The sequence below is a fragment of the Tateyamaria omphalii genome, from assembly GCF_001969365.1.
Classification (GTDB): Bacteria; Pseudomonadota; Alphaproteobacteria; order Rhodobacterales; family Rhodobacteraceae; genus Tateyamaria; species Tateyamaria omphalii_A.
On sequence record NZ_CP019312.1, the window covers coordinates 2,697,951 to 2,713,483 of the forward strand.

Genomic DNA, 15,533 nt, shown 5'->3' on the forward strand with positions numbered 1-15,533 from the left:
GAAGGTGGCACGGCGATAAGAGCGCCACCTCATGGGAATTTCTTGTGTGCCGCGCGATCCCCAGACTTGTCTGGTGTTGCGCCGTTGCGGTGCTGTGGCTGCCTCGGGGCTAAGCTCAAAGCTTGATGGACAAATCGCTGCGTTCACATTCGCCGATACATCTTCTTCGTATCCAAAGAAGCGTTGGCTCTGTTGATCGTACACGGTTCCTCCAGCGATCTTGTAGCATCCGGTGAGGGTGGCTGTGGCGACAAGCGCCACAGCTAATCTCACTCGTCTTCCTCGGCGTCGAGCAACTCCATATTGAGGCCCAGACCGCGGACCTCCTTGACCAGAACGTTGAACGATTCCGGCACGCCGGCTTCGAAGTTGTCCTCGCCCTTGACGATGCTCTCATAGACCTTGGTCCGGCCCGCCACGTCGTCCGACTTCACCGTCAGCATCTCCTGCAGGGTGTAGGCGGCGCCATAAGCTTCCAGGGCCCAGACCTCCATCTCACCAAAGCGCTGACCACCGAACTGCGCCTTACCACCCAGCGGCTGCTGGGTCACAAGCGAGTACGGACCGGTCGACCGGGCGTGGATCTTGTCGTCCACAAGGTGGTGCAGCTTCAGCAGGTACTTGATGCCCACGGTCACGGGGCGGCTGAACTGCTCACCCGTACGACCATCGAACAGCACCGACTGACCCGAGGTCGAGAACCCGGCACGCTCAAGCGCATCGTTCACATCGGCCTCTTTCGCACCGTCAAAGACGGGCGTGGCGATCGGAACACCGCGTGTCACGTTGCCCGCGGCCTCGACCAGATGATCCTCGTCCATGACGGTGATGCCCTCGTTATAGACATCCTCGCCATAGGCCAGTTGCATCGCCTCACGCACCGGCGTCAGGTCACCCGAGCGACGATACTCTTGCAGCGCCTCATCGACATTCACGCCCAGACCGCGCGCGGCCCAGCCCATGTGCGTCTCAAGGATCTGACCGACGTTCATCCGCGATGGCACGCCCAGCGGGTTCAGACAGAAATCGACCGGGGTGCCATCGGCGAGGAACGGCATGTCCTCCATCGGCACCACTTTCGAAATCACACCCTTGTTGCCGTGACGGCCAGCCATCTTGTCGCCCGGTTGCAGCTTGCGCTTCACCGCCACGAACACCTTGACCATCTTCATCACGCCCGGGGGCAGATCGTCACCACGGCGGACCTTCTCGACCTTGTCCTCGAAACGGGCATCCAGGGCACGCTTCTGCGCCTCATACTGCTCGTTCAGGGCCTCGACCACCTGTGCCGATTGCTCGTCTTTCAGCGCAATCTGCCACCAGGCCGACCGTGGGAAGGCCTCAAGCAGATCCGCATCGACGTTCGAGCCTGCCTTGACGCCTTTCGGCCCCTTGGCGATCTCTTTGCCCAGCAGCATGTCGCCCAGACGGGCATAGATGTTGCGGTCCAGAATGGTCAGCTCGTCGTCCCGGTCACGGGCCAGACGTTCGACTTCCTCACGCTCGATCTGCAGGGCACGTTCGTCTTTCTCCACACCGTGGCGGTTGAACACACGCACTTCCACAACCGTGCCAAAGTCACCCGGCTTCACCCGCAGCGATGTATCGCGCACGTCGCTGGCCTTCTCACCAAAGATGGCGCGCAGCAGCTTTTCTTCCGGCGTCATCGGGCTTTCGCCCTTGGGGGTGATCTTGCCCACCAGGATATCGCCCGGCTCAACATCCGCACCGATATACACGATGCCCGCCTCGTCGAGGTTGCGCAGGGCTTCCTCACCGACGTTCGGGATATCGCGGGTGATCTCTTCCGGCCCCAGCTTGGTGTCACGGGCGGCGACTTCAAACTCCTCGATATGGATCGAGGTAAAGACGTCATCGCGCGACACGCGCTCGGAAATCAGGATCGAGTCCTCGTAGTTGTAGCCGTTCCACGGCATGAACGCGACGACCACGTTCTTGCCCAGCGCCAGTTCCCCCATATCGGTGGACGGCCCATCGGCAATCACTTCGCCCTTGGTCACCAGATCGCCCACCTTCACCAGCGGACGCTGGTTGATGCAGGTGTTCTGGTTCGACCGCTGGAATTTCCGCATGCGGTAGATGTCCACACCCGCGTCGCCCAGCTCAAGGTCCTCGGTCGCCCGGATCACGATCCGGGTGGCGTCCACCTGGTCGATGATACCGGCGCGTTTCGCCATGATGGCCGCCCCGGAATCGCGCGCCACAACCTCTTCGATGCCGGTGCCGACCAGCGGCGCCTCGGCTTGCAGAAGCGGAACCGCCTGACGTTGCATGTTCGACCCCATCAGGGCGCGGTTCGCGTCGTCATTTTCAAGGAACGGGATCAGCGATGCCGCAACCGACACCAACTGCTTGGGCGACACGTCGATCAGGTCCACCTGATCCACGGGCGACAAGGTGTAATCCCCGGATTTCCGGGTGTTCACCATCTCGTTGCGGAACTTGCCGTCATCATCCAGCATCGCGTTGGCCTGCGCCACGGTGTGACGCATTTCCTCGGTCGCGGACATGTAGTGGACTTCGTCCGTCACCTGACCTTCGTTCACCACACGGTACGGCGTTTCGATAAAGCCGTACTTGTTCACACGGGCAAAGGTCGCGAGGCTGTTGATCAGACCAATGTTCGGCCCTTCCGGTGTCTCGATCGGGCACATCCGACCATAGTGTGTCGGGTGCACGTCGCGCACCTCAAAGCCCGCGCGCTCACGGGTCAGACCGCCCGGCCCAAGCGCCGAGAGACGGCGTTTGTGCGTCACTTCGGACAGTGGGTTGGTTTGGTCCATGAACTGCGACAACTGGGACGAGCCAAAGAACTCGCGCACGGCAGCAGCAGCAGGCTTCGCGTTGATCAGATCCTGCGGCATGACCGTGTCGATCTCGACCGAAGACATACGCTCCTTGATCGCACGCTCCATACGCAAGAGGCCCACGCGGTACTGGTTCTCCATCAGCTCGCCAACGGACCGGACACGACGGTTCCCAAGGTGGTCAATATCGTCGATATCGCCCTTGCCATCGCGCAGTTCCACCAGCGCCTTGATGCAGGCCACGATGTCTTCGCGGCGCAGGGTGCGCTGGGTGTCTTCGGCATCCAGGGCCAGACGCATGTTCATCTTCACGCGACCAACGGCCGACAGGTCATAGCGCTCAGAGTCAAAGAACAACGTGTCGAACAGCGCGCTTGCCGCATCAACGGTGGGCGGCTCACCCGGACGCATGACGCGGTAGATATCCATGAGCGCGGTCTCGCGGTTCATGTTCTTGTCTTGCGCCAGCGTGTTGCGGATGTACGGACCGACATTGACGTTGTCGATGTCCAGCACCGGAATGTCGGTGATGCCTGCGTCGATCAACTCCTTCACGGTGCCGCCGATCAGATCGCCGTCCTTGTCATATTCCAGGGTCAGCTCATCACCGGCCTCGACATAGATCGCGCCGTTTTCTTCGTTGATGATGTCCTTCGCGACAAACTTGCCCACGATGTTCTCGTAAGGGACCAGCAGGTCGGTGACAGCACCTTCGTCGATCAGCTTCTTGACGGCGCGGGGCGTGACCTTCTTGCCAGCTTCCGCGATGACTTCACCGGTCTTCGCATCCACGAGGTCATAGGTCGGGCGGGTGCCGCGCACGCGGTTGGGGAAGAACGGGGTAACCCAGCCCTTGTTCTTCTCCAGCTTGTACTGAACCGTATCGTAATACGCGTCCATGATGTCTTCCTGGTCGAGACCAAGGGAGTACAACAGCGTGGTGACGGGCAACTTGCGGCGACGGTCGATGCGGCAGAACACGATGTCCTTGGCGTCAAACTCAAAGTCCAGCCACGAGCCGCGGTACGGAATGATGCGGCAGGCAAAGAGCAGCTTGCCGGACGAGTGGGTCTTGCCCTTGTCGTGGTCAAAGAACACGCCGGGCGAGCGGTGCATTTGCGACACGATCACACGCTCGGTGCCGTTCACGATGAACGTCCCGTTCGGCGTCATCAGGGGCATGTCGCCCATGAACACGTCCTGTTCCTTGATGTCCTTGACGGACTTCGCGCCGGTGTCTTCATCGACATCAAACACGATCAGGCGCAGGGTGACCTTCAGCGGCGCGCTGTAGGTCATGTCGCGCTGCTGGCACTCCTCCACGTCGTATTTGGGCTTTTCCAGCTCGTACTTGACGTATTCCAGCACGGACGTCTCGTTGAAGTCCTTGATGGGAAAGACCGACTGAAACACACCCATGATGCCTTCGCCATCCATGGGGGTCGGCTCATCACCAGAGTTCAGGAACAGGTCGTAGGATGATTTCTGCACCTCGATGAGGTTCGGCATGTCCAGCACTTCGCGGATCTTACCGTAATATTTCCGAAGACGTTTTTGGCCAAGGAACGTATTTGCCATGCGGTTCTCGCACTCCATCTTTGTTCTGATCGCGCAGCGGGAGGGCGGTCCGGCGCGATCCTCAAAGATCGAAAAGGTGATCTATCCCTGCGCACCCGCCCAAGATGCGCGCCCGATCACAATCTTTCCTAAAAAGCCGCCGCGGCGGTTCGGTCCAGCGGCTTTTTGCGAAAGATCGGAACACTGATTGCTGTTTCTGGATACCCCCATCGACACAAGACGCAAAAAGCCGGGCGCGAATCATCGCTCCCAGCGGAGACGTTCATTTAGGATGACAGAGGGGAAAGCACAAGGCGCACACTGTAACAAACGCCCGCTTTTGTCAAATCCCGCCACCCTGACGAAAATGGGGCGCCCCGTCGCCGGAACGCCCCCCGTCTCGCGATGTCGCGTGGCTTAGGCCAGTTCGACCTCGGCGCCCGCTGCTTCCAGCTTGCCCTTGATCTCTTCGGCTTCGTCCTTGCCGCAACCTTCCTTGATCTTGCCACCGGCTTCGACCAGGTCCTTGGCTTCTTTCAGGCCCAGACCGGTGATGCCGCGGACTTCCTTGATCACGTTGATCTTGGAGGCGCCGGCGTTCTTCAGAACAACGTCGAATTCGGTCTTCTCTTCCTCGGCCGCGGCGCCAGCGCCGTCAGCAGGGCCCGCCATCATCACAGCGCCGCCAGCGGCGGGCTCGATGCCGTACTCGTCCTTGAGGATGGTTTTCAGTTCTTGTGCTTCCAGCAGGGTCAGACCCACGATGCTTTCGGCGAGTGCTTTCAGATCAGCCATTGTATCAGCTCTTTCCGTTTATGAGTGTGTTCCAACGCGCGGGGTGTCCCACGCCGTTCAGACAATGCCTCAGGCCGCCTTTTCCTCGATGGTCGAGAGGATGGAGGCGATGTTGCTTGCAGGTGCGCCAATGGCCCCGGCGATGTTGCTGGCGGGTGCGCCGATCATGCCTGCGATGGTAGCGATAAGCTCCTCGCGCGATGGCATCTTCGACACAGCCGTCACACCGGCCCGGTCCAACGCGTTCTCACCCATTGCGCCGCCCAGGATCACGAACTTGTCGTTACCCTTGGCAAAGTCCTCGGACACCTTGGCGGCTGCCACGGGGTCTTCGGAATAGGTCAGAACGGTCATGCCCGTCAGGTACGCACCGATGCTTGCGCAGGGTTTGTCCTCAAGGGCGATCTTGGCGAGCCTGTTTTTGGCAACACGAACCGCAGCATCCGCATCCCGCGCCTTGGCGCGCAGATCCTGCATTTCGGCAACTGTCAGACCGGCGTAGTGGGCAACCACAACGACGCCAGAGCTTTCAAAGATCTGGCCGAGTTCCTCGACCACTTTCTCTTTCTGGGCTCTATCCACAGTTTTCTCCAGTTTCTGAGGGGCGAACCCCCCGGCTCAGTTTGCACCGGATCACTCCGGCGGTTTGGTCCTCGAAATACACGGGTCCAAGACCGCCAGAGGCTCGACGGAGCATCTGGAGAAGAAGGTCTGTTCCCGCCTCGGGCAGGATTTATGAGCACTGGCTCACCCACCGTCTCGGACGAAAGCGAGGGCGTTCGAATCAATCGGACACCCTCGGAGGAGGGGGTTAGAGGGTTTGGGGGGCGTTGTGAAGGGCTCGGTCAGCTCAAGTTGACGTTAACTCCAGCACACTTGCGACACCGCCACAGAAGCAGATGAAGGAAAACGACTGTTTCGATAGCGTGATCCAAAGTGCGTTCAGATAACTTTGTACAAGGTGCTTTTACCACCCCCGCCACGAAATCGTAAGCATATTTCTTTTAAAATCAATCAGCTACTCGCTATTTACTCTATCGCTTCTAGCTGACAGCGGGCAAGTCTCTGACACCGAAAGTTGGACCTAGCCGGGCGCTATATCAAACTGCACAACAAATGTTGCACGTAAGCCCTATCGAATGCATAATCATGTGGCTCGGCTCGTTAAGTTAGTCTCAGCTTTCTTAAGCAATTTATCAGAACGTCTCTTTTTTGCTTGGCGATTAAACATGTCATCAGAAGACCAAGATATCACAAATACAAACGCTGTCGCCGAAGAGACTGCAACGGGCGTCCCTACAACGGCAAGTGTCCCCGACAACCGAGAAGGCTCTACGGGCTTGCGCGATCGGTTCTTCAAGGTGATCACGAAGCCTTGGAGTATGGCAGTTGGGGTCATATTTAGTGGGTTTCTAATAGCAGCAGGTTTCACAGAAGACGCGGTGTCGGTTTATTTGAAAAACTGGTATTTTTCAGCGCGCCAGCAATTGGTCCTGCCGGTAGTGGAAAAATACGTAAAAACACAAATAAGTGATGCTGATAGTGAATTGTCGAAAGCCATCGTGTCGACCCTAGAACGTAGGCTATCACAAAACATAGGCGCAGTCGTGGCAGGGTCAACAATTCTGTCAAATGACGCAAGTAGGCATACAATACCACTGTATCTTAGACCCGGGCATGCCGTTGACTTGGCGTTGGATGTAAAAGGCCTAGAGGCGGAACAAGAAATTCAAATTATCTACAAGCATCCTCACTGCGTATTGAATTCAATCAGCAGGTTACGAGAAGACGATGACTACCATGTGCAGATCGACTTATCAAACAATTGTGTACATCAAAAGGATGGTATTGTTCGAAGGCTCGGGACTGAAGTAGACAACTATTTTCCTGTCCAGGTGATACTCACGATTTCTGAAGAAGCTGCAAAGAAGCGCGAGCTTGACACTTTGTCAGATGCGGATGTTTACATAGAGTATTTGGCATTTGTGTCTCCTCCATTTCGAAACGTGCTGCGGGAAGTAAGGCAATGATATATTTCTTTGGTCTTTTGGTTATTCTTCTTACAGCTTCTTCACCAGCCTATGCCGCCGCAGATGTTAAAAAATTTGAGTGGGAAACCGGCGAAGTTCAGATGAGCCAGTTTGCCCCCGGCACAGCCTCTATCGAAATATTGGTTGCCGAGACTCTTGGGGTTGGAAGAAGAGAAGGATTGCTTCTTCTTGAATTTGTACAGCGCACAGATTACGATTATTTCTTGTCTGGTGGATACTTGTCGGAATTCGTTCCGGTGATCCCTTTGGGCTTAGTACGATCCAAAGATCGCGATTATAGCAAAGCACACAATACATGGCTCACTACTGGTATATTTTGTGCGTCGGGCAGCGATTGGGTTATTCTCAAGCACCCATCAAATTTGGCATTCAACTACCCGGATTGCATCCAAGCAGGGCCGCTTATGATCGCCAACAGCAAGTCCAATTTTGACAACAGACAGCTCTCGTTTGGCGAAAATAGGTTAGTGTCAGATGCCCAAAATATTCCCTTTGTGTGCATTTCTAATACCGGCACTCTGTATTTTGGCTTTTCAACTGGCATCAGCACTTTGTCTCTAACAAAGTTCCTTCTGATAGAGACGTTTTGCGATTCGGCTATGAGATTTAGTGGCAGTATAAGTGGCGGCATGTGGACCGCAAACACTGGCTTGCTAGGAAACAATGAGGTTCTATTGCATAATGCAATTGCGGTAAAGTTGATCGACTGACTACTAGAGTCGCCGATAGATCAGATTGTTGGATCATTCAAAGTCAATCAGTTGCCCCGCACAACCCCAAGATCGCCATCCCCCGGTCCGGCGATGTCCGTCTCACCGCGCAGCCAATGCACCGTAGGGTGGGCAATCTGCCCACCATCCGACGACCAGGCACAGACCACACCGGCGTCATTCGCTCCCAGCCGCCCAATCCACGAACTCTTCAAAAATCCGCCGAACGCCCTTCCCCGGCAGCCCCACTCCGCCTCGGATGTCCGAAACCAGAGCGCACCCAGCACATGATCCGGCGCCGCCAACATCCGGGTAAAGTAGGCCGCCAGGTCCCGCACCGCCGCGTCGCCGTATCTCTGCCGAACATCCGCATACATCTCGTACCGAACCTGCGGCGGCCCCTCCGCCCCCCCGGATGCACAAGGCCGAGGTCTTGGTGAAACTCCCTCGAAAAATCCAAAAATGACCGCGGCGGCTTCACGAATGCCTCACTTTCAAAATGAACAATCGGGGCGTCTCGTCAAAAACCGCCCGCCTTAGGGCGTCATGCGGCGGCACCCCGTGAAAATCCCCATGCCCCACCGGGCAAAGGCCCACCCTGACCCACCCACGCGCCGCATAAACCCTACCAAACGGTTAATCCGCCCCTGCAACCCCTTGTTTTTGCTGCCCCTGCCCTCTGTCCCATCACGGGACAAAAAAAACGCGGACCCGTCCGGGCCCGCGTCCATTTTTTCAAATCCCATCTCCGATCACTCGGTGACGGCATTCTCCACGTCCACGCTCACGCCCGGACCCATGGTCGAGCTGAGCGAGACTTTCATCATATACGTGCCCTTCGCGCCCGACGGCTTGGCCTTGGCCACGGCCCCCACGAAGGCGCGGATATTTTCCACCAGCTTGGCCTCGTCGAACGATGCCTTGCCCACGCCCGCGTGGACCACACCGGCCTTCTCCGCCTTGAACTGAACCTCGCCACCCTTGGCCGCCTTCACGGCGTCCGCGACGTCCATGGTCACGGTGCCGACCTTGGGGTTCGGCATCAGGTTGCGGGGGCCCAGCACCTTACCCAGACGGCCCACGATGGGCATCATGTCGGGCGTGGCGATGCAGCGGTCGAACTCGATCGTGCCACCCTGGACGGTTTCCATCAGGTCCTCGGCGCCCACGATGTCGGCCCCTGCCGCCTGCGCTTCCTCGGCCTTGGGACCGCGGGCAAACACGGCGACACGGACGTCCTTGCCGGTGCCGTTGGGCAAGCCCACCACGCCGCGCACCATCTGGTCCGCGTGACGGGGGTCGACGCCCAGGTTCAGGGAAATCTCAACCGTCTCGTCGAACTTGGCCGAGGCATTGCCTTTGACCAGCGCCACGGCTTCTTCAACGGTCAGGTTCTCTTTGCCGGCGAAGGCTTCGCGGGCTGCTTTTGTGCGTTTTCCAAGCTTTGCCATCTTACTTCACCTCGATGCCCATGGACGTCGCGGAACCGACGATGATTTTCATCGCGCCCTCGATGTCGTTTGCGTTGAGGTCCTTCATCTTGGCCTCTGCGATTTCGCGGACCTGCGCAACGGTCACGCTGCCCACGGTTTCGCGGCTTGGGTTGTTGGCGCCGGATTTCACCTTGGCCGCCTTCTTCAGATAGTAGGACGCGGGGGGCGTCTTGATATCCATGGCGAAGGATTTGTCCTGGTAGTACGTGATCACGGTCGGGCACGGCGCACCGGGCTCCATGTCTGCTGTCTTGGCGTTGAACGCCTTGCAGAATTCCATGATGTTGATGCCGCGCTGACCCAGCGCCGGACCAACCGGCGGGGAAGGGTTTGCTTGACCGGCGGGCACCTGCAATTTCATGGTGCCTGCGAGTTTCTTGGCCATGTGCCAATCTCCTTTTCAAACAGCTTCGAAACGCGTTTCAAAACCTATGTTGACGTGGTCTTGGTCCGAGCATCGCGATGCCCTCGCCTCCCACGGGGAATGTTGCAAAGCAACAGGAGCGCCGGTTACAGCGCTCCTGCCAGAAAGACAAGGGGGAATGTCCCCGCGGGGACGGGACGTCAGCCCTCTTCGAGGATCACGTCAAAGCGGACGCGGCTGCCGGGCAGGCCTGCATCGTTCAGGGGGCGAGAGGGCGCTGCGATAATGATTTCTTCGGCATTTACTCCACGGCCGACGAGCATCGCCATGAGCGCCTTGGCGCGCAGGAGACCGGTCGAGACGCCCTCGCCCGCCTGCACATCGCCCGCGTGATGGCCGATGACGCGCAGCCGCGCGTGGGGGCATTCCATGGCCATCGTGGCAAGGGTCATCGCCGTATCAACGTCGCTGGAACCCAAGGACACGGAGCGCGGTGCGTAGAACAACATCGTGCTGTCCACGGCGCGTTGCAGAGCGGTCACGCAGGTTGCGTTGGCCCAGGGCTTGGGGACCACGGCGGGTGCGCGGACAGCGACGTGCGTGACGTCGTCGACAATCGAAAACTCGACGCGGCGGTCGTAATATGATGCAGGTTCCGGCCCTACGATGCCGGAGGGTTGGCGATCACCCAGACCTTCGGCAAAGAACATGGCGGTGTCGATGCCAGAGGCACCGATGCGATTGATCACTGCCTCGGCGCGGGCCTGGCTGAGGCGGAGGTTGGCGGCCGGATCACCGGACGGATCCGAGTGCCCTTCGACCCGGATCTGCACACCGGTGCAGTTCTGCGCGATCAAACCCAGAAGGCGGCCCTGCTCAATCCCACCCTGGTCAGCCGTCAGACCGCCACTGGGAAAATAGACACGCGCCTGCGCGGCCATGTTGCGCAGGTCATCGACGCATTGCTGCCGGGCGCCTGCAGCAAACGTGTTCGTATCAAACAAAGGTGCGGCGGGCGTTGTTGCAAGCGATGCAGTGCGCTGCGGCGCGGCACTGGCTGGCTGCGTGGGCGTGGGCACTGCGGCGGCGAGCGGCTGAGGGTGCACCGCGACAGGCGCGATGCCGGTCAGGGATGTCTCGGGCGTGACCTGACGGGCCACGATCTCTTGATCGGCAGGCACTGCGGTCAGTGCTGGAGCGGGGGCCTGGATGGGTGCAGCTTGTGGTGCGACCGGTGTGACGGCTGCAATGGATTGTGCCGGTCCGGCCTCGTCCTTGCCCCCCAATTCAAGAAAACCGGATGCTGCAAACACAATTGCAGCGGACGGAACCAGCCACGGGAGGCTGTCCCTTAAATATTTCAATGCCATAGAATATCCCCCAGATACGCTGCTCGGCTTGCGTTGGCACATCTACATCGTGTGCCTATATCAACCAGTAGGCGGTAATCCGCCGGGTTCGTCAACAGGTCTTGTGGACGTTTTTGTGGATAAGTCTGGGATAGAACGGTTTTGCAACAGCCACCTTTGGCCGTGGTTCCGCAGAGCGCTGTGTTACCGGCCCAAACCATCTTAGCTCCGGCAACGCAGCCAAGGGCCGTTGGCAAAATTGGTCTTGAGGCGCGCGAATTTCGAGGGCCGATGCGTGCTCCGTTTTCGGGAAGCGCCCGCGTACTCGCCATCGCATTGCTTGTTGGATTTGCGAACCGCTCAGGCGGGTTTCGCCAAGATGCGTCTGCGAAACACCTGGATCGCCGCGCCAAGCAAGGCGGGGTCGCCCTTGACGAGGCTGGGCACCAGCAGCGGCGCGGGTGCGGTGCGTCCGAACCTGTCAGGGCGACGGGGCGCGCAACGTTCCAGCAGCTTTTTTTGCAGGACGCGCGGCGCCTCGCCCCCGAACACGATCTTTTCGGGATCCAATATCGCGGTCAGGCCGCGCACGATGAGATCGAGCTGGGGCATGACGTCTTTGAGCCAGTCCTGCAGGCCGGGCAGGTCGCGGCGCACGGCGTCGTCAAGTTGCGAGATATCCTGAATGTCAGCGCCATGCGTCTGAAGCGCCTGGATGAGACCAGCGAGGCGCGGACGCCGCTCGACCACGTCTTGCGAGTAGATCGTGCTGATCTCGCCCGCGTTGCCGTTGGCGCCGAAGATCGGATTGCCGTTGTGGATGATGCCGCCGCCGAAGCCATGGTTGAACGATAGGTAGCCGAAGGTTGGTGTCGTCACCCCGTGCCCGACCCAGGATTCCGCGATGGCGCCCAGCGTCGCGTTGTTCTCTGCAAAGACGTGGGGGCCGAACACCGGTTTGAACATCGGGCTGACCGGCAGGTCGACCCATTGCGACAGCGGTGGCGGGGTCATGAAGGCGCCATCCCTGCTGAGCCGGAACCCGTGCATCGACACCCCGACCCCGGCAAAGCGATCATCATCAAGGTCATGTGCCGCGCGCTGCCTGGCAGCCGCGGCGTGGCTCTCTTCGAGCACGGCGGCGGGATCATTCGGATCGACGTCCAGCCGTGTGGTCACCAGGTTGGCACCGCAGAAGTCGACGGTTGCAACAATCACGTTTCCGGTATTGATCGAGATTGCGGTCGCGTGAGCCCCTGCCCCATTCAGTGACACGCCGGGGCTTGGTTTGCCGCGCCCCTCGGCCACCGGCGCGTGGGCGGCGAGCAGATTGCGCGCCACAAGGTCCGCCGTGATGCGGTGAATGCTTTGTTGTGACAGCACCGTGTGCCGCGCGAAATCGGCGCGCGGCAGCTGCGGATACCGGCGCGCGATTTCAACGATTTCAGCCGCGCTGCGCGACAATGGAAAGGACATGTGTCCGCACCTCGGGATTGGCCTTGCCGATTATGCCAGAGATACCAATGATTTGAAGCCCATGTCGGGTGTCATCTGGAAAAAGATGGCCTGTCACAAATTTATTACTCACATTGAGTAATAAAGGCACGCGCCACGAGGGACACTCTGCATGTCTGATATTCTTGCACACAACCTGACCATGCAGTTTGACCAGTTCACGGCGGTCGGAGACGTGTCGTTCACCGTGGCGCAAGGCGAGTTCGTGACCCTTCTAGGCCCGTCAGGTTGCGGGAAGACGACACTGTTGAAAATGATCTCGGGTTTTTTGCACCCGACGGCGGGCCGCATTCACATTGGCGGCGTTGATGTCACCCGCACCCCGCCGGAGCACCGCGATACCGCGCTGTGCTTTCAGTCCTATGCCCTGTTTCCACATATGACCGTGCGCGGCAATCTGGAGTTCGGCTTGCGCCAGAAGCGCGTTGCGGGCCGGGACCGCGTCGCCCGTGTGGCGCAGATTGCGCAGCAGCTGTCGCTGGAGCCACAGCTCGACAAGTTGCCAAATGCCTTGTCGGGAGGCCAGCAGCAGCGGGTTGCCCTGGGCCGCGCGTTGTCCATGCAGCCGAGCGTCATCCTGTTCGATGAGCCCCTGTCGAACCTGGATGCCAAGCTGCGCGACCAGGTCCGGCTTGAGATCAAGCGCATACAGCAGGACAACGACCTGACCGCCGTCTATGTGACCCATGATCAGTCCGAGGCGCTGGCGTTGTCCGACCGGGTCATCGTGATGCGTGATGGCAGGATCGAGCAGATCGCGACTCCCGAAAACCTGTATCACGCGCCCGCGACGAGCTTTGTCGCCGATTTCATCGGCAACGCCAACGTGATGCCTGCAGAGGTGATTGGTGAGGCTGATGGCGGCGGCTGGCTGCTTGACAGTCGCATGGGTCGCCTTGTCAGCCGGGATGTCAACGACCCGCAAGCCAAGCATATCAACATCGCCTGGCGCCCCGAACGCGCGCACGTATCGCCGGAGGGGTCGCTGACGGGCACCGTCGTGTCCCGCGCCTTTCAGGGGCATTTCACGGATCTGCATGTTGCGACGGGCGGTCAGACTTACCGGCTACAGGTTGCGGCGAGCGACGCCATTGTCGGAGGCGACATCACCTTTGCGCTGGATCCCGGTGACGTGCTGATGCTGGAGCCGCTCAGATGACGGCGCGGCGCTGGATCACTGTCCTTTTGTTGCTGGCGCCGGGCCTTGGCCTGATTGTGGGCATGATCGGGATGGTGGTCTATATCGCGGTGGCGCAGTCCTTTGGGCTTTACAACCTGAACGGCGAGAGTGTGCTGACAGTGGCGCATTGGGCCGAGATGCTGGACCGCAAGCTGTACACGCGTGCAGTGCGCTACTCCATCTACATTGGCGTTTGGTCGGCGGTTCTGTCGGTGGCGCTGGCCTATCCGCTGGCGATCTGGCTGCGCAAACCGTTTCGCGGGTCGATCACCGTCGGTGCGATCCTCAAGGCGCCCTTGCTGGTCCAGGGGCTGGTTGCCGCATTTCTGTTCATCAACGTGATTTCGTTTCACGGCATCCTGAACCAGTTCATGCAGGGCATCGGGCTGTGGGACGCGCCGCGCCGCTTGCAGAATGATCGCGGGGCCTTTGGCGTTCTGTTCCTGCAAACTTGGAAAAACATGCCCTTTGCCCTCCTGCTGCTGACAGGGGCGGTGCAGGCCATTCCCGATGACGTGCTGGATGCCGCCCGCGACATGGGTGCGGGCACCTTTGCGCGGTTTCGCAAGATCATCGCGCCGCTCAGCCTGTCGGCGATGCAGGCAGCGCTGGTTATCATCTTTATCGGGGCGGTTGCGGATTTCAGCTTTCAGGTCATCGCGGGGCCGACGAACCGGCAGTCTCTGGCGCAGTTGATGGTCTTTGTCCGGCAGACGAGCTGGCACGAGGCGGCGGTGGTCGGGGTCACCTTGATGGTCATCGCGCTGGTGGGTTCGCTTCTGTTGGCCGTGATCGCGCGCCTGTTGTTGCGGGGGCCCGCAAGCCGATGACGCAAGCGCGGATCAACTCTGTTCTCATGGGGGCGCTGCTGATCATCTGCGCCGTCTGGCTGATCATCCCGTTCACGATGGCGATCCTGTGGTCGCTCGTCGATCCGGCGCAACCCTGGACGCCCGACAACCTGCTTCCACCGGAGATGTCGACCTTTCGCTGGACCAACATGTGGGAAAACTCGGCGCTGAAGCCTGCGCTCCTGAATTCCTATACGCTGGCGCCAACAACGGCGATTGTGACGCTGCTGCTGGCGATGCCCACGGCCTATTGCCTGGCGCGCGTGCCGTTTCCAGGCCGGGAGGCCGCCAAGCTGCTTGTTTTGCTGCCCCTTGTGGTTCCGGGGTTTGTCACCGCGATCTTTTTCACGGCAATCCTGTTCCAGCTGGGCCTGACGCAGTCGCGGTTCCTCGCGATCCTGTTTGCCCATTGCATCCTGTTCCTGCCCTTTGCCATCCGCATCCTGACCGTCAGCTTTGAACAAGTGCGGCAGGATCACATCGACGCCGCGCGTGATCTGGGCGCGTCGCCCGTCGCGCGGTTCCGTGCGGCCTATCTGCCCGCCCTGCGTCCGGGGATCTTTGCCAGCCTGCTGATCGTCTTCATCCAGTCGATCGAGGAATTTGCGATCGCATTCGTCGTCGGATCGCCCGATTTCACCACCGTCCCCACGCTGCTGTTTTCGCGGCTGGGCCAGGATTTCATCCGTCCTGATGCAGCGGTGCTGTCCCTTATTCTGGTCGTCCCAAACATCATCCTGATGCTGTTTCTCGAGGCGTTCCTGAAATCCGCGAACCCGTCCCTGTCCTCAGGCAAGGCCTGATCAGGGCGCCCGTTTTCTGCAACCCCAACAAAGGATC

The 15,533-nt window shown here is 59.5% G+C and carries 13 protein-coding genes; 5 read left to right on the forward strand and 8 right to left on the reverse strand.

Annotated elements, in window-relative coordinates; genetic code table 11:
- Window positions 1–269 precede the first annotated feature (269 nt).
- From rpoB to rplJ, 3 genes are all read right to left on the reverse strand, one after another.
- A complete protein-coding gene (rpoB, locus tag BWR18_RS13350) occupies window positions 270–4,406 on the reverse strand; it encodes a DNA-directed RNA polymerase subunit beta (RefSeq protein ID WP_076628914.1) in 4,137 nt (1,378 codons plus the stop codon).
- 396 nt (window positions 4,407–4,802) lie between these two features.
- On the reverse strand, window positions 4,803–5,180 hold the full coding sequence (gene rplL, locus BWR18_RS13360; RefSeq protein WP_076628918.1) for a 50S ribosomal protein L7/L12: 378 nt from the start codon (window positions 5,178–5,180) through the stop codon (window positions 4,803–4,805).
- Window positions 5,181–5,249: 69 nt separating this feature from the next.
- The gene (gene rplJ / locus BWR18_RS13365; RefSeq protein WP_076628920.1) at window positions 5,250–5,762 is read right to left on the reverse strand and encodes a 50S ribosomal protein L10; all 513 of its coding nucleotides are present in this window, start codon (window positions 5,760–5,762) and stop codon (window positions 5,250–5,252) included.
- Between the two features lie 557 nt (window positions 5,763–6,319).
- On the opposite strand from rplJ, the gene BWR18_RS13370 reads away from it, so the two are divergent.
- Together BWR18_RS13370 and BWR18_RS13375 are read left to right on the forward strand one after the other, a co-directional pair.
- On the forward strand, window positions 6,320–7,210 hold the full coding sequence (locus tag BWR18_RS13370; protein WP_157598770.1) for a hypothetical protein: 891 nt from the start codon (window positions 6,320–6,322) through the stop codon (window positions 7,208–7,210).
- The gene (locus tag BWR18_RS13375) at window positions 7,207–7,941 is read left to right on the forward strand and encodes a hypothetical protein (protein ID WP_076628923.1); all 735 of its coding nucleotides are present in this window, start codon (window positions 7,207–7,209) and stop codon (window positions 7,939–7,941) included. Before BWR18_RS13370 ends, BWR18_RS13375 begins: the two co-directional genes overlap by 4 nt.
- Before the next feature lie 47 nt (window positions 7,942–7,988).
- Here BWR18_RS13375 and BWR18_RS13380 read toward each other — a convergent pair whose 3' ends face one another.
- The 5 genes from BWR18_RS13380 to BWR18_RS13405 all read right to left on the reverse strand — a co-directional run bounded on the left by BWR18_RS13380 (window position 7,989) and on the right by BWR18_RS13405 (window position 12,623).
- Complete coding sequence (locus tag BWR18_RS13380) at window positions 7,989–8,318, reverse strand: hypothetical protein (RefSeq protein WP_076628925.1); 330 nt, start codon at window positions 8,316–8,318, stop codon at window positions 7,989–7,991.
- A gap of 375 nt (window positions 8,319–8,693) precedes the next feature.
- Window positions 8,694–9,392, reverse strand: coding sequence for a 50S ribosomal protein L1 (rplA, locus tag BWR18_RS13390; RefSeq protein ID WP_076628928.1), 699 nt, complete (start codon window positions 9,390–9,392; stop codon window positions 8,694–8,696).
- A 1-nt stretch (window position 9,393) separates the two neighbouring features.
- Window positions 9,394–9,819, reverse strand: coding sequence for a 50S ribosomal protein L11 (gene rplK / locus BWR18_RS13395; RefSeq protein WP_076628930.1), 426 nt, complete (start codon window positions 9,817–9,819; stop codon window positions 9,394–9,396).
- Between the two features lie 179 nt (window positions 9,820–9,998).
- Window positions 9,999–11,168 carry an OmpA family protein gene (locus tag BWR18_RS13400; protein ID WP_076628932.1) on the reverse strand — a complete coding sequence of 390 codons (1,170 nt, stop codon included), beginning with the start codon at window positions 11,166–11,168 and terminating at the stop codon, window positions 9,999–10,001.
- A gap of 339 nt (window positions 11,169–11,507) precedes the next feature.
- Window positions 11,508–12,623 carry an ROK family protein gene (locus BWR18_RS13405; protein ID WP_076628934.1) on the reverse strand — a complete coding sequence of 372 codons (1,116 nt, stop codon included), beginning with the start codon at window positions 12,621–12,623 and terminating at the stop codon, window positions 11,508–11,510.
- A gap of 151 nt (window positions 12,624–12,774) precedes the next feature.
- On the opposite strand from BWR18_RS13405, the gene BWR18_RS13410 reads away from it, so the two are divergent.
- Genes BWR18_RS13410 through BWR18_RS13420 form a run of 3 tightly spaced genes read left to right on the forward strand, consistent with a single transcriptional unit; the run spans window position 12,775 to window position 15,496 of the window.
- Window positions 12,775–13,821, forward strand: coding sequence for an ABC transporter ATP-binding protein (locus BWR18_RS13410; RefSeq protein ID WP_076628935.1), 1,047 nt, complete (start codon window positions 12,775–12,777; stop codon window positions 13,819–13,821).
- Window positions 13,818–14,672: an ABC transporter permease gene (locus BWR18_RS13415; protein ID WP_076628937.1), complete on the forward strand. Its 855-nt coding sequence runs from the start codon at window positions 13,818–13,820 to the stop codon at window positions 14,670–14,672. The genes BWR18_RS13410 and BWR18_RS13415 overlap by 4 nt, the downstream gene beginning before the upstream one ends.
- A complete protein-coding gene (locus tag BWR18_RS13420) occupies window positions 14,669–15,496 on the forward strand; it encodes an ABC transporter permease (protein ID WP_076628939.1) in 828 nt (275 codons plus the stop codon). The genes BWR18_RS13415 and BWR18_RS13420 overlap by 4 nt, the downstream gene beginning before the upstream one ends.
- Window positions 15,497–15,533: the final 37 nt, after the last annotated feature.